Origin of the sequence: Pseudooceanicola aquaeponti (genome assembly GCF_050897975.1) — a bacterium.
Taxonomy (GTDB): Bacteria; Pseudomonadota; Alphaproteobacteria; order Rhodobacterales; family Rhodobacteraceae; genus Pseudooceanicola.
Genome location: NZ_JBPAXY010000001.1, coordinates 464,079 through 486,855, shown reverse-complemented (window position 1 = coordinate 486,855; position 22,777 = coordinate 464,079). Strand labels below are relative to the sequence as shown.

The following is a 22,777-nucleotide window of genomic DNA, read 5'->3' as shown; positions in this document are numbered from 1 at the left end:
TCGAAAGAAATATAGATTGTGCAAAATGAGTTTGACTCCGCACCCCCAGAGGCAAAATCATCTCCCTATCCCAAAGCCTCGCCCCGGCGCGCCGGGTCAGGGGCAAAAAGCCGGACAACCGGCGCCTTACCCAACAGGAAAGAGACCCTCATGACCCAAGACAGCCGCCGACAGACCGTCGCCCGCCCCGCCGGGCGCCTGGCCCTGGCCGCCCTGACCGCCCTTGGCCTTCAGGCCGGAACCGCCCAGGCCGAAGAGGTGCTGAAAGCCGTCAGCGCCTTCCCCGTGCCGATGTTCTGGACCCAGGATTTCCTGAACTTCGTCGAAGAGGTGAACGAGACCGGCGAAGGCGTGGTGCAGATCCAGATGATGGGCGGCCCCGAGGTCTTTCCGCCGACCCAGCAGGTGGACGCGGTGGAACGCGGCATCGTCGACATCCAGTATGGCCCCGCCACCTATCACCTGGGCTCGGCGCCCGAGATCGACGCCCTGGTCGGTTCCAACGTGACGCCCGAGGCGGCGCGCGAAAGCGGCGGCTTCGACCTGATGCAGGAGATCCTGCAAGAGCGTCTGGGCGTGCGCCTTATGGCCCTGGGCCAGTCCGGCCTGCAATTCCACATCTGGTCGGTCGACGCGCCCAGCGTGGGCGAGGACGGCAGCGTCGACATGAACGGCGCCCGCCTGCGTTCGCAGCCGATCTATCAGGCCTTCTTCGAAAGCCTGGGCGCCGTGCCGGTCTCGGCCCCCGTGCCCGAGGTCTACACCGGGCTGGAGCGTGGCACCTTCGACGGCATCGGCTGGCCGGTCGCGGGCGTCACCGATATGTCCTGGGACAAGTACCTGAAATACCGCATTGATCCGGGCTTCTTCAACACCGACCTGGTGATCGTGATGAACCCCGACAGCTACGCCGGCCTCAGCGACGAGGCGCGCGCGATCATCGACGCCGCCGCCCTGAACTACGAACTCGGCTCGCGCGACCGCCTGGCCACCGTGACGGCGGAAACCGACGCGGCGGTGCAAGAGGGCGGGATCGAGGTCATCACCCTGGAGGGCGACGCCGCCCAGGCCTATCTCGACGGCGCCTATGGCTCTGCCTGGGCACGGCTTCAGGCCTCGGGCAGCGCGCATTACGACGCCCTGCGCGCCGCCTTCTACCAGGACTGACGCCTTTGCCAGGCAGGACCGGCCCCTGCTGAGCCGATCCTGACGGGGGGCGCCCAGGCGGCGCCCCCGACCTCTTTCAAGACAGGACATCCAGACCCATGGCCAGGCTTTACGATCGTGCCATCACCCTGCTGGCGGGCACCGGGGCGCTTGCGCTTCTCGGGATCACGCTGCTGATCGTGGTGGACGTGGTGCTGCGCAACAACGGGCACCGCCCGTTCCAATCGACCAGCGCGCTTTCGGAATATGCCATGCTGTATTCCACCCTTTGCGCCGCCCCCTGGCTGGTGCGCGAGAACGGGCATGTGGCGATCACCGCCTTTACCTCGATGCTGCCGACGCGGCTGTGTTTCGCCGTCGCCATGGCGGTGCAGATCCTGTCGGTGGTGGTGCTGGCCGTCCTGGCCTGGCGCGCCGCCGCCGTGGGCTGGGACCGCTACGCGGCGGGGAACATGGACATGCGCTCGGTCACCCTGCCGGGCTGGCTGCTTTACGCCTGGCTGTCGCTGGGCCTGGCGCTGACGGCGGTCGAGTTCGCGCGCCTGGCGCTGCGGGGCCGGGTCTATACCGGCTCGGCGGGGGGCGCGTGATGGAGTGGTATTCCGCCACCGCCCTTCTGCTGGGCGGCCTGCTGTTTCTGATGTTCCTCGGGATGCCCGTGGCCATCGCCTTTCTGGCAATCAACACCCTGGGGGTGCTGGTCTTCATGGGCGGCTTCGGCGGCATCGACCAGCTGGTCGCCAATGCCACTGATTCCGTCACCACCTTCTCGCTGGTGCCGGTGCCGCTGTTCACCATCATGGGTGAGCTGCTGTTCCACACCGGCCTTGCGGTGCGGGTCTTCGACGCGCTGGATATGTGTTTCGGCCGCCTGCGTGGGCGGCTCAGCTACATGACCGTGGGCGGTGGCACGCTGTTTGCCACGCTGTCGGGCTCGTCCATGGCCAATACGGCGATGCTGGGCTCGACCCTGATGCCCGACATGCTGCGCCGGGGCTACAAGCCGCATCTGATCATGGGGCCGATCATTGCCACCGGGGGCGTGGCGATGATCGTCCCGCCCTCGTCGCTGGCGGTCCTGCTGGGCTCGCTGGCGCGGATCGACGTGGGCGGGCTGCTGATTGCCGGGCTGATCCCCGGGCTGATCCTGATGGCGCTTTACGTCGCCGTCATCCGTATCTCGATCGCGCTGGACCCGGACGCCGCGCCCTCCTACGACGTCGAACGCCCGCCGCTGAAAACCATCCTGCGCACCCTGGCGGTGAACGTCCTGCCGATGAGCCTTGTGGTCTTCTCGGTCATCGGGCTGATCCTGCTGGGCTGGGCCACGCCCACGGAATCGGCGGCCTTCGGCGCGGTTTCGGTGGGGGTGCTGGCGCTGTGCTACGGCAAGCTGTCGGTCGCGGTGCTGGTCAAGGCGATGATGGGCACGCTGAAGGTTTCGGGGATGATGCTGATGATCATCATCGGCTCGACCACCTTCTCGCAGCTGCTGGCCTTCTCGGGGGCCTCCTCGGGCATGATCTCTTTCGCGACCGGGTTCGACCTGGGCCATTACGGGATGCTGGCGGCGATGCTGGCGGTGCTGCTGGTGCTGGGGATGTTCATGGATCAGCTGTCGATCATGATGCTGACCCTGCCGATCTTCATGCCGCTGACCCAGATGTACGGGATCGACCCGGTGTGGTTCGGCGTTGTCCTGCTGTTGGCGCTGGAGATGAGCCTGGCCACGCCGCCCTTCGGCCTGCTGCTCTTCGTCATGGCGGGGGTGGCGCCCAAGGGGACGACCCTGGGCCAGATCGCCCGCGCGGTGATGCCCTATCTGGCCTGTTCGATCCTGCTGATCCTGGCGCTGGTCTTCTGGCCCGGGCTGGCGACCTGGCTGCCGGGCATGATCCGCTAGGGCAGAGGCCCGGCCAGGCCCCCGAAAACGACAAAGGCCCGCCGGTTGCGCGGGCCTTTTCCTTTGGGGCGGGGCCCAGCTTCAGGGATTGCGGCCCAGGGTGCCGCCGCCCTTCAACAGCTCTTCGATGATCTCGCCGGTGCGGCGGAACCCCTTGGCCATCAGCGCCACGGCCTCCTCTTCCTTCCGGGCTACGGCGGTCTCGGCGATCTCGCGATGCTCGGCCAGGTAGGATTTCTTCAGAAAGACATTGCCGCCCTGGGTGGTGAAATAGGGCCAGCGGTAGCGTTGTGTCTGGTTGTACAGCTGGGTCGAGAAGACCCGCATCCAGTTCGACCCGCTGGCACTGACCAGGGCGCCGTGATAGGCGCGGTGGCGGTCCTCCAGCTGGCTGACCTGGTCCTCGGTCACCGCATCGCCCAGCTCCATGTTGCGCTCGAAGGCGCGGGACAGGGCGTGGAAGGATCCCATCACCCGGGCTTCCCAATCGTCGTCGCCCTGGCGGATCGAGCGGCGGAAGGCCTCGCAGTCGATCAGGATGCGGGTGTCGATGGCATCCCACATCTCTTCCAGCGAGATCTCGGTCACGCGGAAGCCGCGCGCCGCATAGGACACCACCAGCTGTTCGCTTTGCAGCCGGTTCAGCGCCTCGCGCAGGGGCGAGAAACTGAACCCGTAGCGGTCCTTCAGCGCTTGCAGGCGCAGGGGGCTGCCGGGTTCGAAATGCCCCTTCAGGATGTCCGAACGAATCCGGTCATAGGCCAGCTGCCCGAGGGTCTGGTCGGTTTCTCGATCCGTCACGTTTTCAGACGCCATGCGGGCCTCCCTTGCTGTCCGGGCAGAGTAACCGGCGGGCGCGACGGGTGGAATGCGAAAGAGGATATTTTCGAAAGATTGCGCCCTGTTGCCCGCGCCCCGGGCGACCCAAGGAGGCGCCAATGGGCCGGGCCGGGCAGGGGGGCGGGCGGCCCCGCCTAGAGGGCCGGTTGGGCGGGCAGGACGGCGCGGATCATCTCGTCGCTGAAGGGGCGCAGCAGCATGAACCAGCCAAGGGCCAGAACCGCCTCCAGGTCGGCCTCGCCGGTGGTCAGGATCATCTGCGCCCCGCGTGCCGCCAGCGCCTCGGCCAGCCCGGCCTCGCGCAGGGCGGCCAGGCGCATTTCCACGAAGGCGGCGGCCAGCACCGGCTCGGTGGCAATGGCGGCGGCGACCTCTTCGGGGGTGGTCACATGCACCACCCGGCAGGGGCCACGGGCCGACAGCGCGTCGGATATGTCTGTGGCGACCAGCAGATCGCCCTCCAGCACCAGGTAGACCGGCAGATCTTTCGCCCGGGCCAGCTCGGTCGTTGGGGTCATGATGGGCCCTCCTTTCGTCCCCAGTGGAACAAACCGGACGCAGGCGCATTAAACTGTGACATAGCACCCGAGGATTTCTGCCATGGCAACCGATTGCCGTAACTGTCCCCTGCGCCCCCGCCCGCTGTTCGATCCCATGAGCGAACGCGAGGTCGCCTTCATGCGCAGCTTCAAGACCGGCGAGCTTGAGGTCGAACCGGGCGCGCAGCTGATGATGGAGGGGGCGAATGCCCCGCACCTGTATACAGTGCTGGACGGACAGGGCCTGCGCTACAAGACGCTGGAGGGCGGAGAGCGGCAGGTGATCAACTTTGTCCTGCCCGGGGATTTCATCGGATTGCAGGCCGGGGTGATGCAGCAGATGCACCATACGGTCGAGGCGACGACGAAGATGCGGCTGTGTGTCTTCAACCGATCGGGCCTGTGGCGATTGTTCCGTGACCATCCAGAACGGGCCTATGACCTGACCTGGCTGGCGGCGGTCGAGGAACGGTTCCTGGGCGAAAGCCTGGCCATGCTGGGCCAGATGAGCGCCGAAGAGCGGATCGCCCGCGCCTTCCTGCGCCTGTGGGACCGGGCCGAGGCCCTGGGGTTGCTGGCCGAGGGTGCGATGCCGCTGCCCTATCGGCAGCAGGACCTGGCGGATGCCCTGGGCCTGTCGCTGGTGCATACCAACAAGACCTTGAAAAAGCTGCGCGAACGCGGCCTGGCCGACTGGCGCGACGGGCGTCTGCGGATTCTCGACGAGGCCGCGCTTTGCGCCCTGGCGGGGGTGGAGCGCGACCGGCCCCTGGTCCAGCGCCCGCTGATCTGACCCGCCCGACGTTCCGTCGCCTTGCCATACGGTTATCGACGGCGCGCGGTGAATGCGCCAAGATCCTTCCGAGGTCTGCCCGGGGAGGGGGCGGGCGTTGTGGGAGGGACCAATGGAATTCGATTACGTGATCGCGGGCGGCGGCTCGGCGGGGGCGACGCTGGCTGCGCGCCTGTCCGAGGATCCAGAGCTGAGCGTCTGCCTGATCGAGGCGGGCGGGCGCGGCGACGGGATCCTGGTGCGGATGCCCGCCGGGGCGGTGGCCATGCTGCCGGGCTATGGCAAGATCAACAACTGGGCGTTTCATACCGTGCCGCAGCCCGGGCTGAACGGGCGGCGCGGCTACCAGCCGCGCGGGCGCGCCCTGGGCGGATCCTCGGCGATCAACGCCATGCTTTACGTGCGCGGCCAGCGGCAGGATTACGACGGCTGGGCCGATCTGGGCTGCGACGGCTGGGACTGGGACAGTGTATTGCCCTGGTTCCGCCAGGCCGAGGGGCACGAGGACGGGGCCAATGCCTTTCACGGCGGCGACGGGCCCTTGCAGGTGTCGCACCAGAAGGCGCCGCGCCCGATCACCCGGGCCTTTGTCGCTGCGGGGCAAGAGCTTCAGCTGCGCGAGCGTGCCGATTTCAACACCGGCGATAATGAGGGGATCGGCCTTTTCCAGGTGACCCAGTTCCACGACCCGGCCCGCAATGGCGAGCGCTGCTCGGCGGCGGCCGCCTATCTGCATCCGGTGATGGGGCAGCGCGCCAATCTGACGGTGCTGACCGGCGCCCGGGCCCAGCGGATCCTGCTGGAGGGGCACCGCGCGACCGGGGTCGAGATCCGGCGCGGGCGGCGGGTGCAGCAGATCCGCGCCCGGCGCGAGGTGATCGTGGCGGGCGGTGCCTTCGGCTCGCCCCAGCTTCTGCAACTGTCGGGCATCGGCCGTCCCGAGGACATTACCCCGCATGGCATCGAGATGCGGCACGAGCTGTCGGGGGTGGGGCAGAACCTGCAGGACCACCTGGATTTCATCCTGGCCTGGAAAAGCCGCGACACCGACAATTTCGGCATCGGGCTGCGCGCCACGGGCCAGCTGCTGCGCCACCTGGCGCGCTGGCGCCGCGACGGGCGCTCGATGGTGGCCACGCCCTTTGCCGAAGGGGCGGCCTTCTTCCGGTCGAGCCCGCAGGTGGACCGGCCGGATCTGCAATTGCATTTCGTCATCTCGGTAGTGGATGACCACGCCCGGCGGCTGCACATGGGGCATGGCTTCTCCTGCCATGTCTGCGTGTTGCGCCCCTTCTCGCGCGGGCAGGTCGGCCTGGCCTCGGGCGATCCGTTGGCCGATCCGCTGATCGACCCGGCCTATCTGTCGGACCGCCGCGATCTGGACCTGTTGATCGCAGGCGCCCGCCAGGCGCGGCGGCTGATGCTGGGCGCGCCCCTGGCCCCCTATCGCGACCGCGAGCTGCACGGGGTGGTCGACGACATGACCGATGCCGAGTGGGAGCGGCACATCCGCGCCCGGGCCGACACCATCTATCACCCCGTGGGCACCTGCCGCATGGGGGTGGACGAAGGCGCCGTGGTCGACCCGCAACTGCGGGTGCATGGGCTGGAGGGGCTGAGGGTGGTGGATGCCAGCGTCATGCCGACGCTGATTTCGGGCAATACCAACGCGCCGACGATCATGATCGCCGAACGCGCCGCCGCCATGATCCTGGCCGCTGCCCGGGGCGAGGACGAGCGCGCCGGGCAAGAGGCCGCCCGCGCCTCCTGAGCCGGGCCGGAACAGATCAGGCAAGCGAAGGGGCCGGGCCGCATTCCGCCGCCCGGCCCCCTGTCTGTTCTGGGCGTTGCGCCTCAGGCGCCCTTGATCATGTCGGCGGCCTTTTCGGCGATCATGATGACCGGGGCATTGGTGTTGCCGGTGGTGACAAAGGGCATGATCGAGGCATCGACCACGCGCAGCCCCGCGACCCCATGCACCTTCAATTCCGCATCGACCACGGCCATCTCGTCGCTGCCCATTTTGCAGGTGCCGCACTGGTGGTGATAGCTCATCACCGCCGAACGGGCATAATCGGCCAGCTCTGCGTCGGTCTGGGCCTCGGGGCCGGGGTAGATCTCGCGCTTGATCCATTTCGACAGGGCGGGCTGTTCGGCGATCTCGCGGATCATCTTCACGCAGGCGACCAGGGTGTCGACGTCATACTGGGTGGCCAGCACGTTGGGATCCAGCAGCACCCGGTCTTCGGGATCGGCCGACGACAGGCGGACCTCGCCGCGCGAGGTGGGTTTCACGCCGCCCGCGTTGAAGGTGAAGGCGTTGGTGACACTGGCGTCCTGCTCGGGGGCGTAATAGGGGCCGAAGAGGCCCAGGGGCTGCATGTCGGGTTCCGGCAGATCCGGCGAGGACTTGGCGAAGAGATGCGTGTGCAGCGGCGTCATGCCCATATGCGGCGGCGGGGGCACCTGGCCCTCGGCCTCCCAGGTGACGGGCAGCAGGGTGTGATCGTGCAGGTTCTGCCCGACTCCGGGCAGGGCATGTTTCACCTCGATCCCCATCTCGCCCAGGTGATCGGCGGGGCCTACGCCCGACAGCATCAGGATGCGCGGGCTTTCGATGGCGCCGCCGCAGACGATGACCTCGGATGCGGCCGACACGGTGTGCATCTCGCCTGCCTGCATGTAGGTCACGCCGGTGGCGCGGCCGTCCTCGATTTCCACCCGATGCACGCGGGCATTGGTCATCAGCGTCAGGTTCGGCCGTTCCAGCGCCGGTTGCAGGAAGGCCACGGCGGTGGACTGGCGCTTGCCGTCGCGGGTGTTCAGATCGCAGAAGCCCACGCCCATCTGGTCGCCCGAGTTGCAGTCGGGGTTGTAGGCATGGCCCGCCTGCACCGCGGCCTCGACCATGGCCTTGTTGATCTCATGCGGCTGGATTTCCGCCGTAACGTGCAGCAGCCCGCCCTTGGCGTGCATGGGCGAGGGATCGCCCGAATAGTCCTCGGATTTCAGGAAGTAGGGCAGCACCTCGTCCCAGCTCCAGCCCGCGTTGCCCTGGGCCGCCCAACCGTCATAGTCGGTGGCCGCGCCGCGCACGTAGATCATGCCGTTCAGCGAAGAGGACCCGCCCAGGGTCTTGCCGCGCGGCCAGAACAGCTCACGGTCCTGCGCATGGGCCTGGGGCACGGTCCAATAGGCCCAGTCGTAGGGCGAATTCCACAGCTCGATCACCCGCATCGGGGTCCAGATCATGTCGGTGTCATCCGGCCCGCCTGCCTCCAGCAGCAGCACGGTCTTGCCCTCTTCGGTCAGCCGGTTGGCCAGCACGCAGCCTGCGCTGCCCGCCCCCACGATCACGTAGTCGAAGGTGCCGTCCTGGGCATGGGCGGGGTTCAGCGAGGCGCCAAGGGTGCCGGCGGCGGTGGTGATGACGCCCGAGGCCACGGCCATATGGCCGATGAAGCTGCGCCGGGTCATGCCCATCTGGGTCTTGTCCATCTTGGTCATTTTCGGATCCTGTTGGTCTGCCGGCCCGCGACGTGTCGGGCCCGGTCTGTTGGGGAAAGGCGTCAGGCGATGATTGTCTGGATGTCGGTGTAGGCGTTCAGGCCCTCCTGGCCGAATTCCACGCCGACGCCCGACATCTTGCGCCCGCCGAAGGGGGCATCGGGTCGGATCATGCCGTGCTGGTTGATCCAGACCGTACCGCAATCCAGCCGCTTGGCGATCGCCTTGGCCGCCTCGACATCCGCCGACCAGACCGAGCCGCCCAGCCCCGCAGGCCCGGCGTTGGCCTTGGCGATCACCTCGTCCAGGTCGCGGTACTTGATGATCGGCAGGGCGGGGCCGAACTGTTCCTCGTCGACCAGCGCATCGCCGTTGTCGAGGCCCGAGATCAGCGTCAGCGGGAAGAACAGCCCCTCGCCCGGGGCGCCGCCGGTCAGCACGGTGCCTTTCTGCGCCGCATCGGCCACCAGCCGGGCGACCTTGTCGAACTGCATCTGGTTGGCGATGGGCCCCATGACCAAGCCCTCGTCCAACCCGTCGCCCATGGGGATATTTTTCACATAGGCGGCGAGGGCCTCGCAGACGGCATCGTGGACGTCCTCATGCACGTAAAGGCGTTTCAACGCGGCGCAGGTCTGGCCCATGTTGATGAAGGCCGACCAGAACAGCCCCTCGGCAATGGCCGCCGGATCCACATCGGGCAGGACGATGCCCGCGTCGTTGCCGCCCAGTTCCAGCGTCATCCGCGTCATGTTGGGCGCGGCCGAGGCCGCCACCTTGCAGCCCGTGGCGGTAGAGCCGGTGAAGACGATCTTGTCGATGCCGCTGTGCCCCGAGATCAGGGCGCCCAGGTTGTCCGCAGTTTCATCCGAGCAGACCACGTTGACCACGCCCGCGGGCAGCACTTCGTTCATCAGGGCGACGAAGCGCAACGTCGACAGGGGGGTGTAGGGCGAGGGTTTGGCGACCACCGTGTTGCCGGTGCGGATGGCGGGCAGGATGTGCCAGGTGGCGATCAGCACCGGCCAGTTCCAGGGCGTGATCGAGGCCACGACACCCAGAGGCGGGCGGTGCATCTCGACCCGTTCCTTGTCGCTGTCCACCAGCACCTGCATCGGCGCCGACAGGGTGCCGGTGTAGTTACTCCAGGCGCTGACGCCGCCCATTTCGAACCGCGATCCGACGCCGCCCAGGGGCTTGCCCTGTTCCAGGGTGATCAGGCGGGCCAGTTCCTCGGCGTGCTCTTCCATCTTGGCGGCGATGGCATGGCAGGCGGCGGCGCGCTCGGCATCCGGGGTGGCGGCCCAACCGGGGAAGGCGGCGCGGGCGGCGGCCACGGCGGCCTCCAGATCGGCGGCGGTGCCCTGGGGCGCGTGGCCCACCACGGCGCCGGTGGCGGGGTTGGTCACCGCGAAGGTCTCCTCGGTCGTGACCGGCTGGCCGCCGATGATCATCGGGTAGGCGTGGGGGGTGTCCTGATCCAGTGACATGGCTGTCTCCCTCTGTCCTGCTGGGGCTTTCATGGCAGCAGGCTAGGGCGCGCCCGGCGGGCGGTCTTGGGGTCAGGCGTCGCGCCGATTGGGGTCAGGCGTCACCCGGATCGCCGGGGGCGGCACTGCTGGCCGTGGCGCCTGGCGCATGGCCGAAACGGGCGCGGAAGACATGGTAGAAGTGCGACAGGTCGCCAAAGCCCATGTCCCAGGCCACGTCCGAGACATTGCGCCCGCCCCGGCGTTCCAGCTGGTGGCGCGCCTGCTCCAGCCGGGTGGCCAGGATGCGTTCGCGCGGGGTCTCGCCCAGGGGGGCGAAGGCACGTTGCAACCGGCGCGGCGCCACGTCCAGCAGCTGCGCCAGGGCGCCGGGGCCGAAATCGGGGTCGCGGAAGTGCAGGTTGATCAGGGTCAGGGCCTGACCCAGCAAGCCGTCGGCGCGCGGGTCGCGGCGGATCTCGCCGCGCGCGGTGTCCTGCAACCAGGCGCCTACGAGCGACAGGAAGGCCTCGTCGATCTGCGGCGGGGTTTCCTCCTGCGCGCGGTGCAGCAGGGCCGTCATCGCCACCGCCAGGCTGTCCTCGCGCCGGATCGACAGGCCGCCGCGCACCAGGGGGCCGAAACGGCTGGTCATCTCGGCGCGTGGCAGATGCACCGACAGCTGTTCCGCCGCCGTGCCGCCGAAGGCAAAGACCGAGGGCAGGGCGGCGTCCGACAGGAACATGTCGCCGGCCCGCAGGGTGGTCTGCCGTTCGCCCTGGACCATCCGCGCCTCGCCCTGGCGTTGCAGGGTCAGCACGAAGTGATCGGCCTCGTCGCGGCGGATGGCGCGGGCATCACGGCGCACCTCGCGGGCGGCGGTCAGGGCAACGCGGGCGATCTCCAGCCCGCCGACCCGGGCCAGGCCTGCGCGGGCGGCAAAGCCCGGGCCGCGCGGGCTGGGCTCGACGTGATAGGCGCCGCAGATCGACTTGATCCCGGCGCGAAAGGCCTCGACATGGGCGAATTCCTGGGCGGCGATGGGGTCGCGCATTGGGGGGCTCCGGCTAGACCCACCGATCCTAGGCCCGCGAGGCAGGGCGCGGGTAGGGGCGGCTGGGTGAAAAGTCACCTATTTCGTGGCGCGGGGGGTGGTTTTGACCGCGCTTTGGGCAGGTGTCACACCGATACGCGCGCCGGTTGCGCCCCGGCATGGGTTGCATCGGGGGCAAGGGGCCTATGCGCGGATATGATTTGCAGTCAAAATGATTGGTATGGCAAATGAGTTATGACCCAGTCCCCCGCCTCTTTGCCCGGCGCCGCATCGGATGATGCCGCTGCCCAGACCCGCCCCCCCGAAACCCGCCCGGCGCGCGACCGGTTCGGCTTTCTCTTCGTCACCCTGGCCCGCGCCTGGCGCCGGGCCGTGGAACAGCAACTGGCGCAAGAGGGGCTGACCGATGCCACCTGGACGCCGCTGGTCCACCTGGCCGAAAGCGGCGACGGCATCAGCCAGGTCGATCTGGCGCGGCGCGTGGGGTTGGATGCCTCCTCGCTGGTGCGGCTGATCGACATCCTGGAAGGGCGCGGCCTGGTTGAACGTGCCGCTGATCCGCGCGACCGCCGCGCCCGGCGCCTGCTGCTGACCGAGGCGGGCCGGGCCGAGGTGGCGCAGATCCGCGCCCGGGTCCGCGCGCTGGAGGATCGTCTGCTGGCCGATCTGGACGATGCCAGTCTGGACCGGCTCTGCGCCGACCTGGGCCGGATCGACGCCCGGCTGCGCGCCGCCGAGGGCGAGAGCCCCGGCTAGGCCGCGCTGCCGCCGCCTCTGATCCTGCGGCCTCTCCCCGCCGTCCTGCCTGCCTTTGACCCCGGATAGCCCCTCTCTCATGCACGATTTCCTCACCCGTCTGGGCTTTGACGCCCCCCGCACCCTGTTTTCCGCCCGGACCGCCGTGGCGGTCTGCATCGCCTTCCTGCTGGCCTGGGCCCTGGGCCTGGAACATCCGCAATGGGCGGGCATGACCGTCTGGGCAGCGGCGCAACCGCTGCGCGGTCAGCTGCTGGAGAAAAGCCTGTTTCGCCTTCTGGGCACCCTGAGCGGGACCATAATGGGGGTGCTGCTGGTGCTGGGGATGCAGCTGCATCCGGCTATCCTGGTGATCGGGCTGGCCGCCTGGGTGGGGGCCTGTACCGCCATCGGCAACCTGCAACGGGGCTTTGTCGCCTATGGGACGGTGCTGGCGGGCTATACGGCGGCCATGGTGGCCCTGCTGGACAGCGCCCACCCCGATCAGGTGCTGGCCCTAGGCGCCGACCGGCTGGCCACGGTGCTGATCGGGGTGCTGACCGCCTCGCTGGTGGGCCTGCTGTGGACGCCCGTCGCCAACCGCGCCGATCTGCGCGCCACCATGGCCGAGCTGCTGGCCGATCTGCTGGCCCATGTGGCCGCCGGGCGCCGGGCAGAGACCGGCGCGTCAGAGGCCGACGCCGCCCTGCTGGGCCGCATTGCCGCGCTGGATGAGGCGCTGGAGCCCCATGGCGCGGGCCACCCCCGAGCCCGGGCGCGCAGCCGCGCGGCGCGCTCGCTTCTGTTGTCGGCCATGTCGCTGATGTTTACCGGCCCCGCCGTGCCGCGCCCGGCCACCGCCGCCGCCCTTCAGGCCGCCGCCGGCGCCCTGCGCGTGGGCGATGCCGCCGCTGCCGCACGCGCCCTGGGCCCCGGTCTGACGGCCCTGCCGCCCCAGGCCGAGGCGCGGGCCAATCTGGGCGCCCTGCAACGGGCCCTGGCCGACTGGTCCGAGGCGCCCGATGCGGCCACCCCCGACCGAGACGCGGCGGCGGGCTATCCTGTGATCCCGCATCGCGACCGCCCCGGCGCCGCCCAGGCGGGGATCCGCTCGGGTGCCACGCTGCTGGTCTTCGGTCTGATGTGGATGCTGACCGGCTGGGCCGCCCTGGGCTATATGCTGCTGGGTCTGTCGGTGATGACCTCGCTGTTTTCCACCTTCGAGAACCCGGCGGGGATGATGCGCTTTGTCTTCCTGGGCCAATGCCTGGGGGTGCTGGGCGCGCTGGTGATCCGCTGGCTGGTCTGGCCGCTGGCCGGATCCGAGGCGCAGATGGTGCTGATGGTGCTGCCCTTCATCCTGCTGGGGCCGCTTCTGGTGGGGCACCGGCGCACGGTGGCGGTGGCCTTTGACTACAACATGGTGATGTTGCTGCTGTTGCACCCGGGCCTGCCGCTGACCGGCACCTTTGGCGGCGCGCTGGCCTCTGGCGCGGCGGTGGTGGCGGCGCCGCTGGCGGCCTTCGGGGCCTATCGGCTGATCTTCCCGGCCTCGGCCCGGCGCCGCGCCACCGCACTGATCCGCGCCATGCTGGAGGATATCGAGACCATCGCCGCTGCCCCCGAGGCGGCGGCGCGGGCGCTGCACTGGCGGGCGCGGATGTATCACCGCATCCTGCGGCTGATGCGCCTGACCCAGCATTCCGCGCCCCTGCGCGGCGAGGCCTTGGCCGCCGCCGAGGCGCTGATGGAGCTGGGCCGCGCCGTGGCCCTGTGCCACCGGTTGATCGAGACGGGCACCCTGTCGCCCTCGGCGCGCCGCGCGGTGACCCTGGCCCTGGCGCGCAGCCGCGCCCTGACCCAGCGACCCGAGCGGGTGGCGGGCGCCTATGACCGGCTGGCCCGGCGCCTGGGCGGCGAGACCGGGGCGCTGATGACCCGCGCCGCCACCGCCTTTGCCAGCCTGCCGCCTGCGCTGACCAGCCCGGGCGCCCGCGCCGCCTAGCCCCCGCCGCCCCCCTGGGTCTGGCGCCGCACCTGTTGCGGCGGCGCCCCCAGGGTGCGGCGGAAGGCGGCGATGAAGGCCGAGGCCGAGCCATAGCCCAGCTGGGCCGCCACCTCGGCGCTGCTTTGGCCGCGTTCCAGCCCCTGCATGGCCACCAGCATCCGTTGCCGCAGGCGCCATTGGCGATAGCTCAGGCCGGTTTCCTCGCGAAACAGCCGCGTCAGGCTGCGTTCGCTGCTGCCCGCGATCTGTTGCGCCAGTTCCGGCAGGCCCCGGGTCTCGCCCGGGGTGCGGTTCAGGTGCCGGGTCAGACGCACCAGCCGCGGGTCGCGGCCGCCGGGCAGGCCCAGGTCGCTGACCTCCAGCCGGGCGATCTCGTCGATCAGGGCCAGGCCCAGGCGGTGCCATTCCGGCGCGGCGGACCCGTCGCGCCCGGCCTCGGTCAGCCGCGCGGTCATCGCGCGCAGCAGGGGCGTCAGCCGCAGCACACGGCAGGCCGTCTCGGGGCGGGCGGCGGCGGCATGGGTGGGGTCGATGAAGACGTTGCGCGTTTCCATGTCGGTTTCGCTGTTCAGGGAATGGACCAGCCCGCCCGGCACCCAGGCACAATGGCCCGAGGGCACGATCCAGGTATCGCTGCCCGCCTCCAGCCGCATGACGCCCGACAGGATCATGATCAGCTGGGCGCGGGGATGGGAATGCGGCAGCACCTGCCGCCCGGCCCGGATCGGGCGGCCATGGGCGGTGACCGCCCGCGCCGGATCGCGCAGAAGGCCCGGGCCGTCGCCGCGGTCGATTGGCTGAAACTCTACATCCTTGGACATGATGTATATATAGATCCGCTTTGCGCGCCGGTCTAGAACCGGGGCAGGCCGGTCATGCCCCCTGACCTTTCCCCATGGCCCGGGCGCGCCACCGCGCCGACCCGGACCAGCTTTCGGGGGCCGATCCACAGACGAGGTTCCGATGACCCTGTTCAAGAACGCCCTTGTGGCGGCCATTGCCCTGCTGGCGCTGACCCTGGCCCTGGCCAACCCGCTGGGCCTGCCCACGGGCCAGGCGCGCACCCTGGGGCTGGTGCTGTTCACCCTGTCGCTGTGGGGGACCGGCGTGGTGCCGGGCTACCTGGCCAGCCTGACCTTCCTGACCGGGGTGGTGATCCTGGATCTGGCCCCGCCCGAGGCCGCCTTCTCGGGCTTTTCCTCGCAGGCGATGTGGCTGATCATCTCGGGCTTCGTCATCGGCGAGGCGATCCGCTCGTCGGGGCTGGGCCACCGGCTGGCCCTGGCCATCGGCCCGCACCTCAGCCGCAGTTACGGCGCCCTTCTGCTGGGCCTGATGGGGCTGGCCATGGTGCTGGGCTTCCTGATGCCCTCGTCCCTGGGGCGCGCGGTGGTGCTGGTGCCCGTGGGGATGGCCCTGGCCGAACGGCTGGGCTTCGACAAGGGGTCGAACGGGCGCATCGGCATCGCCCTGACCATCGCCTTTGGCGCCCATATGCCGGGCTACGCGGTGCTGCCGTCGAACATTCCCAACGTGGTGCTGGCGGGCACGGCGGAGCGGGTCTATGGCCTGCGTTTCGCCTATGCCAGCTATCTGGAGCTGCACTATCCGGTGCTGGGCCTGCTGAAGTCGCTGGCCATCGTCTGGCTGATCACCCGCCTTTACCCGGCGCGTTGCGACGTCCTGCCCGCCGAGGCGCCTGCCGAAAAGGCCCCGGGCGAGACCGGGCGTCAGATCTGGCTGCTGGCGGTGCTGCTGACCACGCTGGGCTTTTGGATGACCGACACGATCCACGGCATCAGCCCGGCCTGGATCGGCATGGCGGCCTCGATCGTGCTGCTGCTGCCGCGCGTGGGCTTCATGGGCCCGGCCGAGTTCCGCAAGGCGACCGATTTCGGCACGCTGCTGTTTGTCTCGGGGGCCCTGGGCCTGGGGGCGGTGGTCAAGGACAGCGGGCTGGGCGACGTGATCGCCCATGCCGCCGCTGCCGCCCTGCCGCTGGCCGAGGGGCAGGATTTCCTGAACTACCTGTCGCTGTCGGGCCTGGCCATGGTCACCGGCGTCTTCACCACCATTCCCGGGGTGCCCGCCGTTCTGACCTCGCTGGCGGCAGAGCTGTCCGAGGCGACGGGTCTTTCCCTGGACACGGTGTTGATGACGCAGGTCGTGGGCTTCTCGACCATCCTCTTTCCCTATCAGGCGGGGCCGCTGATCGTCGCCATGGGCCTGACCGGCGAAAGCCTGGGCCACCTGCTGCGCATGACCCTGTCGCTGGCGCTGATCGTGGTGGTGGCGCTGCTGCCGCTGAACTTCCTGTGGTGGCAGGTCATGGGGATGTTCTGATCCCGCACTTTGGCGTGCGTGAAAAAGGGGCCTTGCGGCCCCTTTTTGCAGTCCGGCCTATGAGGCTTCAGAAGTCCCAGTCTTCATCCTCGGTCGCCACGGCGCGACCGATGACGTAGGACGAGCCCGAGCCCGAGAAGAAGTCGTGGTTCTCGCTGTCGGGGCTGAGCGCGGCCAGGATCGCCGGGTTCACCTCGGCCGCCTCTGGTGGGAACAGGGCCTCGAAGCCCAGGTTCTGCAACGCCTTATTGGCGTTGTAGTGCAGGAAGACCTTCACCTCTTCGGTCAGGCCGATGTCATCGTAAAGCTCTTCGGTATAGCGGCTTTCGATCTCGTAAAGCTCGAAGAGCAGGGCGAAGGCATAGTCCTTCAGCTCCTGCCGCCGCGCCTCGGGCTGGGTCTCCAGCCCGCGCTGGAACTTGTAGCCGATGTAATAGCCATGCACCGCCTCGTCGCGGATGATCAGGCGGATCAGATCGGCGGTATTGGTCAGCTTGGCGCGGCTGGACCAGTACATCGGCAGGTAGAAGCCCGAGTAGAACAGGAAGCTTTCCAGGAAAACGCTGGCGATCTTGCGCTTCAGCGGGTCGGCGCCTGGCGCGTAGGTCTCCAGCACGGCGCGGGCCTTGGCCTGAAGATGCGGGTTTTCCTCGGACCAGCGGAAGGCCTCGTCGACCTCCTTGGTGGAACAGAGCGTCGAGAAGATCGAGGAATAGCTGCGCGCGTGCACGGCCTCCATGAAGGCCACGTTGGACAGCACGGCCTCTTCATGCGGCGTGATTGCATCGCCCATCATCGCCGGTGCGCCGACGGCGTTCTGGATCGTGTCCAGCAGGGTCAGCCCGGTGAAGACCCGGATGGTCAGGGTCTGTTCGGCCGGGGTCAGGGTGCCCCAGGAGGGGACGTCATTGGACAGCGGCACCTTCTCGGGCAGCCAGAAGTTCACCGTCAGGCGGTTCCAGACCTCCAGGTCCTTGTCGTCCTGCAGGCGGTTCCAGTTGATCGCGCGCGGAATCGCGATGCGGGGTGTGTCGTCTTTCATCTCGCCCATCCTCTCGGCGGGGACGGCGCGGGGCCGTCCGGGACATTCAGGCCCGGCGCGCAGGGCGCCCGGGCGGGGAAGGGGGCGCTGCCCCCGTCTCCGTACCGGAGACTCCCCCGGAGTATTTTCAGCCGTCGAATAGGGGAAAGAGCGCCCTGCTTCCATTCGATGGCTGGAAATACTCCGGGGTGCGGGGCAGCGCCCCGCGGCTTAAAGCGTGCAGCTCACGCAGCCCTCGACCTCGGTGCCTTCCAGCGCGGCCTGGCGCAGGCGGACGTAGTAGATCGTCTTGATGCCCTTCTTCCAGGCATAGATCTGCGCGCGGTTGATGTCGCGCGTCGTGGCCTCGGCGGGGAAGAAGAGGGTCAGCGACAGGCCCTGATCCACATGTTCCGTGGCCGCGGCATAGGTGTCGATCAGGGCCTCGGGGCCGATCTCGTAGGCGTCGCGGTAATACTCCAGGTTCTCGTTGTTCATGAAGGCGGCGGGGTAGTAGACGCGGCCGATCTTGCCTTCCTTGCGGATCTCGATCTTCGACACGATCGGGTGGATCGAGGAGGTCGAGTTGTTGATGTAGCTGATCGAGCCCGTGGGGGGCACGGCCTGGAGGTTGCGGTTGTAGAGCCCGTCCTGCATCACCGCGTCGCGCAGCTCGGCCCAGTCGGCCCGGGTGGGCAGCTCGTGGCCGAAGCGGCGGAACAGCTCGCGTACCGTCTCGCTTTCGGGCAGCCAGTCGCGGGTGACGTATTTCTCGAAGAACGACCCGTTGGCATAGTCCGAGGTCTCGAACCCCTTGAAGCTTTGGCCCTTTTCGCGGGCCAGCGCGTTGGAGGCGCGGATGGCGTGGAAGGCCACGGCGGCGAAATAGGCCGAGGTGAACTCGATCCCTTCCGGGCTGCCATAGTGGATGTGTTCGCGCGCCAGGAAACCGTGCAGGTTCATCTGGCCCAGGCCGATGGCGTGACTTTCGTCATTGCCGCGCCGGATCGAGGGCACGGAGTCGATGGCCGACATTTCCGACACCGCCGTCAGGGCGCGAATGGCGGCCTCGACCGTGGCGCCCAGGTCGCCGCCATCCATGGTCCGGGCGATGTTCAGCGAGCCCAGGTTGCAGGAAATGTCGGTGCCCAGATGCTCGTAGGAGAGATCCTCGCGGAAGGTCGAGGCCTCGTTCACCTGCAGGATCTCCGAGCAGAGGTTCGACATGGTGATGCGGCCCGCAATCGGGTTCATCCGGTTCACCGTGTCCTCGAACATGATGTAGGGATAGCCCGATTCAAACTGGATCTCCGCCAGGGTCTGGAAGAAGTCCCGCGCGTTGATCTTCTTCTTGCGGATCCGCTTGTCCTCGACCATCTCCTCGTATTTCTCGGTGACGGAAACCTCGGAGAAGGGCACGCCATAGACCTTTTCCACGTCATGGGGCGAGAAGAGGTACATCGGCTCATTGCGCTTGGCCAATTCGAAGGTCACGTCGGGGATCACCACGCCCAGCGACAGGGTCTTGATGCGGATCTTCTCGTCGGCATTCTCGCGCTTGGTATCGAGGAAGCGCAGGATATCGGGGTGGTGGGCGTTCAGATAGACCGCGCCCGCGCCCTGCCGCGCGCCCAGCTGGTTGGCGTAGGAGAAGGAATCCTCCAAGAGCTTCATGATTGGGATGACCCCGGAAGACTGGTTCTCGATCCCCTTGATCGGCGCACCATGCTCGCGGATGTTGGTCAGCATCAGGGCCACGCCGCCGCCGCGTTTGGACAGTTGCAGCGCCGAGTTGATGCTGCGCCCGATGCTTTCCATGTTGTCTTCGAGCCGCAGCAGGAAGCAGGAGATCAGCTCGCCCCGGCTTTTCTTGCCGGCGTTGAGGAAGGTGGGCGTGGCGGGCTGGAAGCGGCCCGACAGGATCTCTTCCATGAAGGACATGGCCAGGGCCTGGTCGCCGCGTGCGAGCGCCAGCGCGCACATCACCACCCGGTCTTCATAGCGTTCCAGGTAGCGTTTCCCGTCGCGGGTCTTCAGGGTGTAGGAGGTGTAATACTTGAAGGCGCCCAGGAAGGTGGGGAAGCGGAACTTCTTCTTGAAGGCGGCGTCCCAGATCCGCGCCAGGAACTCGGCCGGATAGGCTTCCAGCACCTCGGCCTCGTAGTAGCCTTCGTCGACCAGATAGCCCAGCTTCTCGTCCAGCGAGTGGAAGAAGACGGTGTTCTGGTTCACATGTTGCAGGAAATACTGACGCGCCGCCTTGCGGTCGGCATCGAAGCGGATGTTCCCCTCGGCGTCGTAGAGGTTCAGCATCGCGTTCAATGCGTGGTAGTCGAGCGTCTCGCTTACGCGGTCGTCAAGCATTCGGTCCCCCAGAAACTCTTCAGCCCGTCTTGCACGCGGGCGATGTCGGCGGCTGTGCCCGCCAGTTCGAACTTGTACATCAGCGGTACGTTGCACTTGCGGGCGATGATGTCGCCCGCCTGGCCGTAGAACCGCCCGAAATTGCGGTTGCCCGAGGCGATCACCCCGCGCAGCCCGGCCCGGCGGGCCGGGTCGTTGAGAAAGCGGATTACCTGTTTCGGCACCGCGCCGCGCCCCTCGCCATCGGCATAGGTCGGGCAGATCAGCACATAGCGGTCAGGCAGCTCGGGCAGGGCCTCTTTCGGCGAGATCGGGATGCGCGCCGCGGCCAGGCCAAGCTGGCGGACGAAGCGCACGGTATTGCCCGAGGCAGAGCTGAAATAGACAAGACCCGACATGATCCGCGTCCCCGATGGATCCGGTTGGACCGCCCGCCCCCGGCCCCGGCAGCAGGGGCGCCATGGGGGCGGGCGTTGCGCTGTGAAACCGCCGCCGCGCCGGGCTGGCCCGGGCGGGGCGGTTCGGGATCAGACCAGGCGGCCGATCAGGTCGGGGCGGAAGCCCGACCAGTGCTCTTCACCGGCGATGACGACGGGGGCCTGGCGATAGCCCATCTCGGTCACGCGGGTCATTGCCTCGGCGTCCTCGGTCAGGTCGACGACGGCATAGTCGATGCCACGGGCTTCCAGCGCGCGGGTGGTGGCGGTGCACTGAACACAGGCGGGCTTCGAGTAGACGGTGATGGTCATCTGCATCCTCAATCGTTTTTCGGGAAGGGCAGAAGACGCGACAGCCCCCGGGCGGTGGCCCGGGTGGGACTGTAAGACGCGCTCCGAACCCTCCGTTCGGCTCATCCATTTCAGGCTTCTGGCAGGTCTCCTGACTCGCCGATCATGGCGCGGCCGCCCTTCCCGGAGAGCCTGTCTCCAGTGGATTTTCGGCGTTGCGATCGACTTACAGTTGCGGGGGCAGTTCCGGCTTTTCACCGGGTTCCCAATTACCGCCCGGCAGAACCGGGCGAACCAGAAGCTACCCGATTTGGTGATCGGTTCTGACAGTTTCGTCAATATGTAGTTTGTGTAAAGGCGGCGCTGCGCCCGGGCATTTGCCCGGTGCCGGGCCGCAAGATTCTGTTTTTCAAGGGCTTGGGGCGGCCCGCGCCGATGCGAAAATTTTTGGCGCCCCCTGCCGGTGTCGGGGCAGGCCGAGGGGCGGGGTCCGGCCCAGGGTCGGGCCCCGGGCGCGGTCAGATCCGGTTCACCCCGGGCCGTCCGTCCAGCACCGCAAAGCTTTGCGCCACGCGGGCCGTGGCCTGGGGGTCCTTGCGGTCGGAAATGGCGATGAAATCCACCTGGGCGCTGTCGGCCCCCAGGGTCATCACCCCATAGCCGTGCTGGCGGCCGGTGGCGAATCTCAGGTGGGGATTCTCGGCCAGGGCGCGGGCGATGGCGGTTTCGCTGGGCGGGTTCGAGGTGATCGCGCCGGTGACAAACTCGGTTGCCAGGGTGGGCGCGCCCTCGGCGCCGAAGTCGCGTTTCACATCGGCGGCATAGAAGGCGTGCAGGTCGCCGCCGATCACCAGCGGATTGGCCAGCCCGGCCTCCTGGACCGAGGTCAGCAGCCGGGCGCGGGCGTGGCGGTAGCCGTCCCAGGTGTCCAGGCTGAACCGTTCGTCGGGGCCCTCTTCCAGGTCGCGTTCCGACACAAGGGTCTGCTGGGCAATCACCGTCCAGCGGGCCTTCGACCCCTTCAGCGTGGCGTCAAGCCAGTGTTCCTGCTGGGCCCCCAGCATGGTGCGCGCCGGGCTGTCCTGGCCCGCGTGGTCGGGCAGGGCGGCCGAGCGATACTGGCGGTCGTCCAGCAGGGCCAGGTCCAGCAGGCCGCCGAATGCGTGGCTGCCGTAGATGCGGAAATGGGCGAAATCGCCGCCCACATGGGGCGGCACCGGCATATGTTCGTACCAGGCCTGATAGGCGGCGGCGCGCATCTTCAGGAAGGGGGCGCCGCCCTGCACCCTGGGGGCGTCGTCATTGTGGTAGTTGTTGGCGACCTCGTGGTCGTCCCAGATGGCCAGCCAGGGGGCGGCGGCATGGGCGGCCTGAAGATCGGGGTCGGATTTGTAGAGGGCATAGCGCGCCCGGTAGTCGTCCAGGGTCAGCGGGTTGCCGGTGCCGTGGCTGCGCACATGGTCCGCGCCATAGGACATCTCGTAGATGTAGTCGCCCAGGTGCACCACCAGGTCCAGGTCGCGGCGGCTCATGTCGCGCAGGGCGGCGTAGTAGCCCTGTTCGTATTGCTGGCAAGAGGCGAAGGCCAGGCGCATCGGCCCCATCGAGGCGCCGGGCAGCGCATCGGCGGCGGGGGCGGTGCGGGTGCGACCCACCGGGCTGACCGTCAGCCCGGCGCGGAAGCGGTAGAAGTACCACCGGTCCGGCGCCAGCCCGGTGACCGCCACATGGGCCGAATGGCCGAAGGCCGGGGTGCAGCGCACCTGGCCCGATTGCAGGATCCTGGCAAAGCCCGCGTCCTCGGCCACCTCCCAGATCAGATCGACCGGCGGATGGCTCGGCAGGGCGACCTTTTCGAAGCTGTAGAGGTTGACCGGCGGCGGCGGCGGGAAGGTGACCCGGGTCCACAGGATCACGCCAAAGGGCGTCGGACTGCCCGAGGCGACGCCCAGGCCGAAAGGGTAGACCTCGAAGGGCTGGGCGCGCAGCCCGCCCGCGCCGGTCCAGACGGCGGCGGCCAGGCCGGTGCGCAGCAGATGGCGGCGGGAGAGAGGGAGGGAGAGGCGGGGCAGGGTGGGGCGTCTGGTCATCCGCGCTGTCTAGCGGCGCTGCATGACGCTTTGTTGACGGGGGATGCCAAGTTGCCGGGGGGGACGGGGCTCTGCCCCCTCTTGGGCCTGCGGCCCAATTCACCCCCGGGATATTTTTGGCAATGAAAAACATGGGGCGGGGCGCCCGGGGCAGAGGGCAGGCGCGGATCCGGAGCCTGGCCGTCTTTTGCGGGCCTTTGGGGGTTGCCGCAACGC

At 68.4% G+C, this 22,777-nt stretch carries 19 protein-coding genes and 1 riboswitch; of the genes, 8 read left to right on the top strand and 11 right to left on the bottom strand.

Translation table 11 applies throughout. The features are described 5' to 3' along the window. The first annotated feature begins 150 nt into the window (after positions 1-150). The 3 genes from dctP (at position 151) to ACRARE_RS02325 (ending at position 3,070) form a co-directional block, all read left to right on the top strand. Positions 151-1,167: a TRAP transporter substrate-binding protein DctP gene (gene dctP / locus ACRARE_RS02335; protein WP_432654798.1), complete on the top strand. Its 1,017-nt coding sequence runs from the start codon at positions 151-153 to the stop codon at positions 1,165-1,167. A gap of 98 nt (positions 1,168-1,265) precedes the next feature. Beyond that, positions 1,266-1,757, top strand: coding sequence for a TRAP transporter small permease (locus tag ACRARE_RS02330; protein ID WP_432654797.1), 492 nt, complete (start codon positions 1,266-1,268; stop codon positions 1,755-1,757). Beyond that, a complete protein-coding gene (locus ACRARE_RS02325) occupies positions 1,757-3,070 on the top strand; it encodes a TRAP transporter large permease (protein WP_432654796.1) in 1,314 nt (437 codons plus the stop codon). The genes ACRARE_RS02330 and ACRARE_RS02325 overlap by 1 nt, the downstream gene beginning before the upstream one ends. Before the next feature lie 81 nt (positions 3,071-3,151). On the opposite strand, the gene ACRARE_RS02320 is transcribed toward ACRARE_RS02325, so the two are convergent. Next, positions 3,152-3,886 carry a GntR family transcriptional regulator gene (locus ACRARE_RS02320; protein ID WP_432654795.1) on the bottom strand — a complete coding sequence of 245 codons (735 nt, stop codon included), beginning with the start codon at positions 3,884-3,886 and terminating at the stop codon, positions 3,152-3,154. A 158-nt stretch (positions 3,887-4,044) separates the two neighbouring features. Beyond that, positions 4,045-4,428, bottom strand: a complete 384-nt coding sequence (locus ACRARE_RS02315; RefSeq protein ID WP_432654794.1) for a hypothetical protein — start codon at positions 4,426-4,428, stop codon at positions 4,045-4,047. Between the two features lie 82 nt (positions 4,429-4,510). On the opposite strand from ACRARE_RS02315, the gene ACRARE_RS02310 reads away from it, so the two are divergent. Together ACRARE_RS02310 and ACRARE_RS02305 are read left to right on the top strand one after the other, a co-directional pair. After that, entirely contained in the window at positions 4,511-5,242 is a 732-nt protein-coding gene (locus ACRARE_RS02310) for a Crp/Fnr family transcriptional regulator (RefSeq protein WP_432654793.1), read from the top strand. Between the two features lie 112 nt (positions 5,243-5,354). Beyond that, positions 5,355-7,013 (top strand): GMC family oxidoreductase, encoded by a 1,659-nt coding sequence (locus tag ACRARE_RS02305; RefSeq protein WP_432654792.1) that lies wholly within the window; start codon positions 5,355-5,357, stop codon positions 7,011-7,013. Positions 7,014-7,096: 83 nt separating this feature from the next. Here the strand turns inward: ACRARE_RS02305 and ACRARE_RS02300 are convergent, their stop codons facing one another. The 3 genes from ACRARE_RS02300 to ACRARE_RS02290 all read right to left on the bottom strand — a co-directional run bounded on the left by ACRARE_RS02300 (position 7,097) and on the right by ACRARE_RS02290 (position 11,272). Further along, positions 7,097-8,749: a GMC family oxidoreductase gene (locus tag ACRARE_RS02300; protein ID WP_432654791.1), complete on the bottom strand. Its 1,653-nt coding sequence runs from the start codon at positions 8,747-8,749 to the stop codon at positions 7,097-7,099. A gap of 62 nt (positions 8,750-8,811) precedes the next feature. Next, on the bottom strand, positions 8,812-10,239 hold the full coding sequence (locus tag ACRARE_RS02295) for an aldehyde dehydrogenase family protein (RefSeq protein ID WP_432654790.1): 1,428 nt from the start codon (positions 10,237-10,239) through the stop codon (positions 8,812-8,814). A 94-nt stretch (positions 10,240-10,333) separates the two neighbouring features. Further along, the gene (locus ACRARE_RS02290) at positions 10,334-11,272 is read right to left on the bottom strand and encodes a helix-turn-helix domain-containing protein (RefSeq protein ID WP_432654789.1); all 939 of its coding nucleotides are present in this window, start codon (positions 11,270-11,272) and stop codon (positions 10,334-10,336) included. A 234-nt stretch (positions 11,273-11,506) separates the two neighbouring features. Here ACRARE_RS02290 and ACRARE_RS02285 point away from each other — a divergent pair, with 234 nt between their 5' ends. Together ACRARE_RS02285 and ACRARE_RS02280 are read left to right on the top strand one after the other, a co-directional pair. After that, complete coding sequence (locus tag ACRARE_RS02285; RefSeq protein WP_432654788.1) at positions 11,507-12,028, top strand: MarR family winged helix-turn-helix transcriptional regulator; 522 nt, start codon at positions 11,507-11,509, stop codon at positions 12,026-12,028. A 79-nt stretch (positions 12,029-12,107) separates the two neighbouring features. Beyond that, complete coding sequence (locus ACRARE_RS02280; RefSeq protein ID WP_432654787.1) at positions 12,108-14,012, top strand: FUSC family protein; 1,905 nt, start codon at positions 12,108-12,110, stop codon at positions 14,010-14,012. Here the strand turns inward: ACRARE_RS02280 and ACRARE_RS02275 are convergent. Further along, positions 14,009-14,836 carry an AraC family transcriptional regulator gene (locus ACRARE_RS02275; RefSeq protein WP_432654786.1) on the bottom strand — a complete coding sequence of 276 codons (828 nt, stop codon included), beginning with the start codon at positions 14,834-14,836 and terminating at the stop codon, positions 14,009-14,011. The genes ACRARE_RS02280 and ACRARE_RS02275 overlap by 4 nt on opposite strands. Positions 14,837-14,978: 142 nt before the next feature. Between ACRARE_RS02275 and ACRARE_RS02270 the strand changes: the two genes are divergently transcribed. Further along, positions 14,979-16,358, top strand: a complete 1,380-nt coding sequence (locus ACRARE_RS02270) for an SLC13 family permease (protein ID WP_432654785.1) — start codon at positions 14,979-14,981, stop codon at positions 16,356-16,358. Positions 16,359-16,425: 67 nt separating this feature from the next. Here ACRARE_RS02270 and nrdF read toward each other — a convergent pair whose 3' ends face one another. The 5 genes from nrdF to ACRARE_RS02245 form a co-directional block, all read right to left on the bottom strand. Then, on the bottom strand, positions 16,426-17,400 hold the full coding sequence (gene nrdF, locus ACRARE_RS02265) for a class 1b ribonucleoside-diphosphate reductase subunit beta (RefSeq protein ID WP_432654784.1): 975 nt from the start codon (positions 17,398-17,400) through the stop codon (positions 16,426-16,428). Between the two features lie 210 nt (positions 17,401-17,610). Continuing rightward, the gene (nrdE, locus tag ACRARE_RS02260) at positions 17,611-19,743 is read right to left on the bottom strand and encodes a class 1b ribonucleoside-diphosphate reductase subunit alpha (RefSeq protein WP_432654783.1); all 2,133 of its coding nucleotides are present in this window, start codon (positions 19,741-19,743) and stop codon (positions 17,611-17,613) included. After that, a complete protein-coding gene (nrdI, locus tag ACRARE_RS02255) occupies positions 19,725-20,141 on the bottom strand; it encodes a class Ib ribonucleoside-diphosphate reductase assembly flavoprotein NrdI (protein ID WP_432654782.1) in 417 nt (138 codons plus the stop codon). Before nrdI ends, nrdE begins: the two co-directional genes overlap by 19 nt. Before the next feature lie 129 nt (positions 20,142-20,270). After that, complete coding sequence (gene nrdH, locus ACRARE_RS02250; protein ID WP_432654781.1) at positions 20,271-20,492, bottom strand: glutaredoxin-like protein NrdH; 222 nt, start codon at positions 20,490-20,492, stop codon at positions 20,271-20,273. Between the two features lie 103 nt (positions 20,493-20,595). Beyond that, positions 20,596-20,785: riboswitch (cobalamin riboswitch) on the bottom strand. A gap of 204 nt (positions 20,786-20,989) precedes the next feature. Beyond that, positions 20,990-22,561 (bottom strand): alkaline phosphatase D family protein, encoded by a 1,572-nt coding sequence (locus ACRARE_RS02245; RefSeq protein ID WP_432654780.1) that lies wholly within the window; start codon positions 22,559-22,561, stop codon positions 20,990-20,992. Positions 22,562-22,777 lie beyond the last annotated feature (216 nt).

Bases quoted from the DNA above. Each gene is read 5' to 3' on its own strand.
- ACRARE_RS02320 (WP_432654795.1), bottom strand. From the start codon at position 3,886: ATGGCGTCTGAAAACGTGACGGATCGAGAAACCGACCAGACCCTCGGG.
- ACRARE_RS02285 (WP_432654788.1), top strand. From the start codon at position 11,507: ATGACCCAGTCCCCCGCCTCTTTGCCCGGCGCCGCATCGGATGATGCC.
- ACRARE_RS02305 (WP_432654792.1), top strand. From the start codon at position 5,355: ATGGAATTCGATTACGTGATCGCGGGCGGCGGCTCGGCGGGGGCGACG.
- nrdI (WP_432654782.1), bottom strand. From the start codon at position 20,141: ATGTCGGGTCTTGTCTATTTCAGCTCTGCCTCGGGCAATACCGTGCGC.
- nrdH (WP_432654781.1), bottom strand. From the start codon at position 20,492: ATGACCATCACCGTCTACTCGAAGCCCGCCTGTGTTCAGTGCACCGCC.
- ACRARE_RS02280 (WP_432654787.1), top strand. From the start codon at position 12,108: ATGCACGATTTCCTCACCCGTCTGGGCTTTGACGCCCCCCGCACCCTG.
- ACRARE_RS02290 (WP_432654789.1), bottom strand. From the start codon at position 11,272: ATGCGCGACCCCATCGCCGCCCAGGAATTCGCCCATGTCGAGGCCTTT.
- ACRARE_RS02325 (WP_432654796.1), top strand. From the start codon at position 1,757: ATGGAGTGGTATTCCGCCACCGCCCTTCTGCTGGGCGGCCTGCTGTTT.
- ACRARE_RS02295 (WP_432654790.1), bottom strand. From the start codon at position 10,239: ATGTCACTGGATCAGGACACCCCCCACGCCTACCCGATGATCATCGGC.
- ACRARE_RS02270 (WP_432654785.1), top strand. From the start codon at position 14,979: ATGACCCTGTTCAAGAACGCCCTTGTGGCGGCCATTGCCCTGCTGGCG.
- nrdF (WP_432654784.1), bottom strand. From the start codon at position 17,400: ATGAAAGACGACACACCCCGCATCGCGATTCCGCGCGCGATCAACTGG.
- ACRARE_RS02275 (WP_432654786.1), bottom strand. From the start codon at position 14,836: ATGTCCAAGGATGTAGAGTTTCAGCCAATCGACCGCGGCGACGGCCCG.
- ACRARE_RS02315 (WP_432654794.1), bottom strand. From the start codon at position 4,428: ATGACCCCAACGACCGAGCTGGCCCGGGCGAAAGATCTGCCGGTCTAC.
- ACRARE_RS02245 (WP_432654780.1), bottom strand. From the start codon at position 22,561: ATGACCAGACGCCCCACCCTGCCCCGCCTCTCCCTCCCTCTCTCCCGC.
- dctP (WP_432654798.1), top strand. From the start codon at position 151: ATGACCCAAGACAGCCGCCGACAGACCGTCGCCCGCCCCGCCGGGCGC.
- ACRARE_RS02300 (WP_432654791.1), bottom strand. From the start codon at position 8,749: ATGACCAAGATGGACAAGACCCAGATGGGCATGACCCGGCGCAGCTTC.
- ACRARE_RS02330 (WP_432654797.1), top strand. From the start codon at position 1,266: ATGGCCAGGCTTTACGATCGTGCCATCACCCTGCTGGCGGGCACCGGG.
- nrdE (WP_432654783.1), bottom strand. From the start codon at position 19,743: ATGCTTGACGACCGCGTAAGCGAGACGCTCGACTACCACGCATTGAAC.
- ACRARE_RS02310 (WP_432654793.1), top strand. From the start codon at position 4,511: ATGGCAACCGATTGCCGTAACTGTCCCCTGCGCCCCCGCCCGCTGTTC.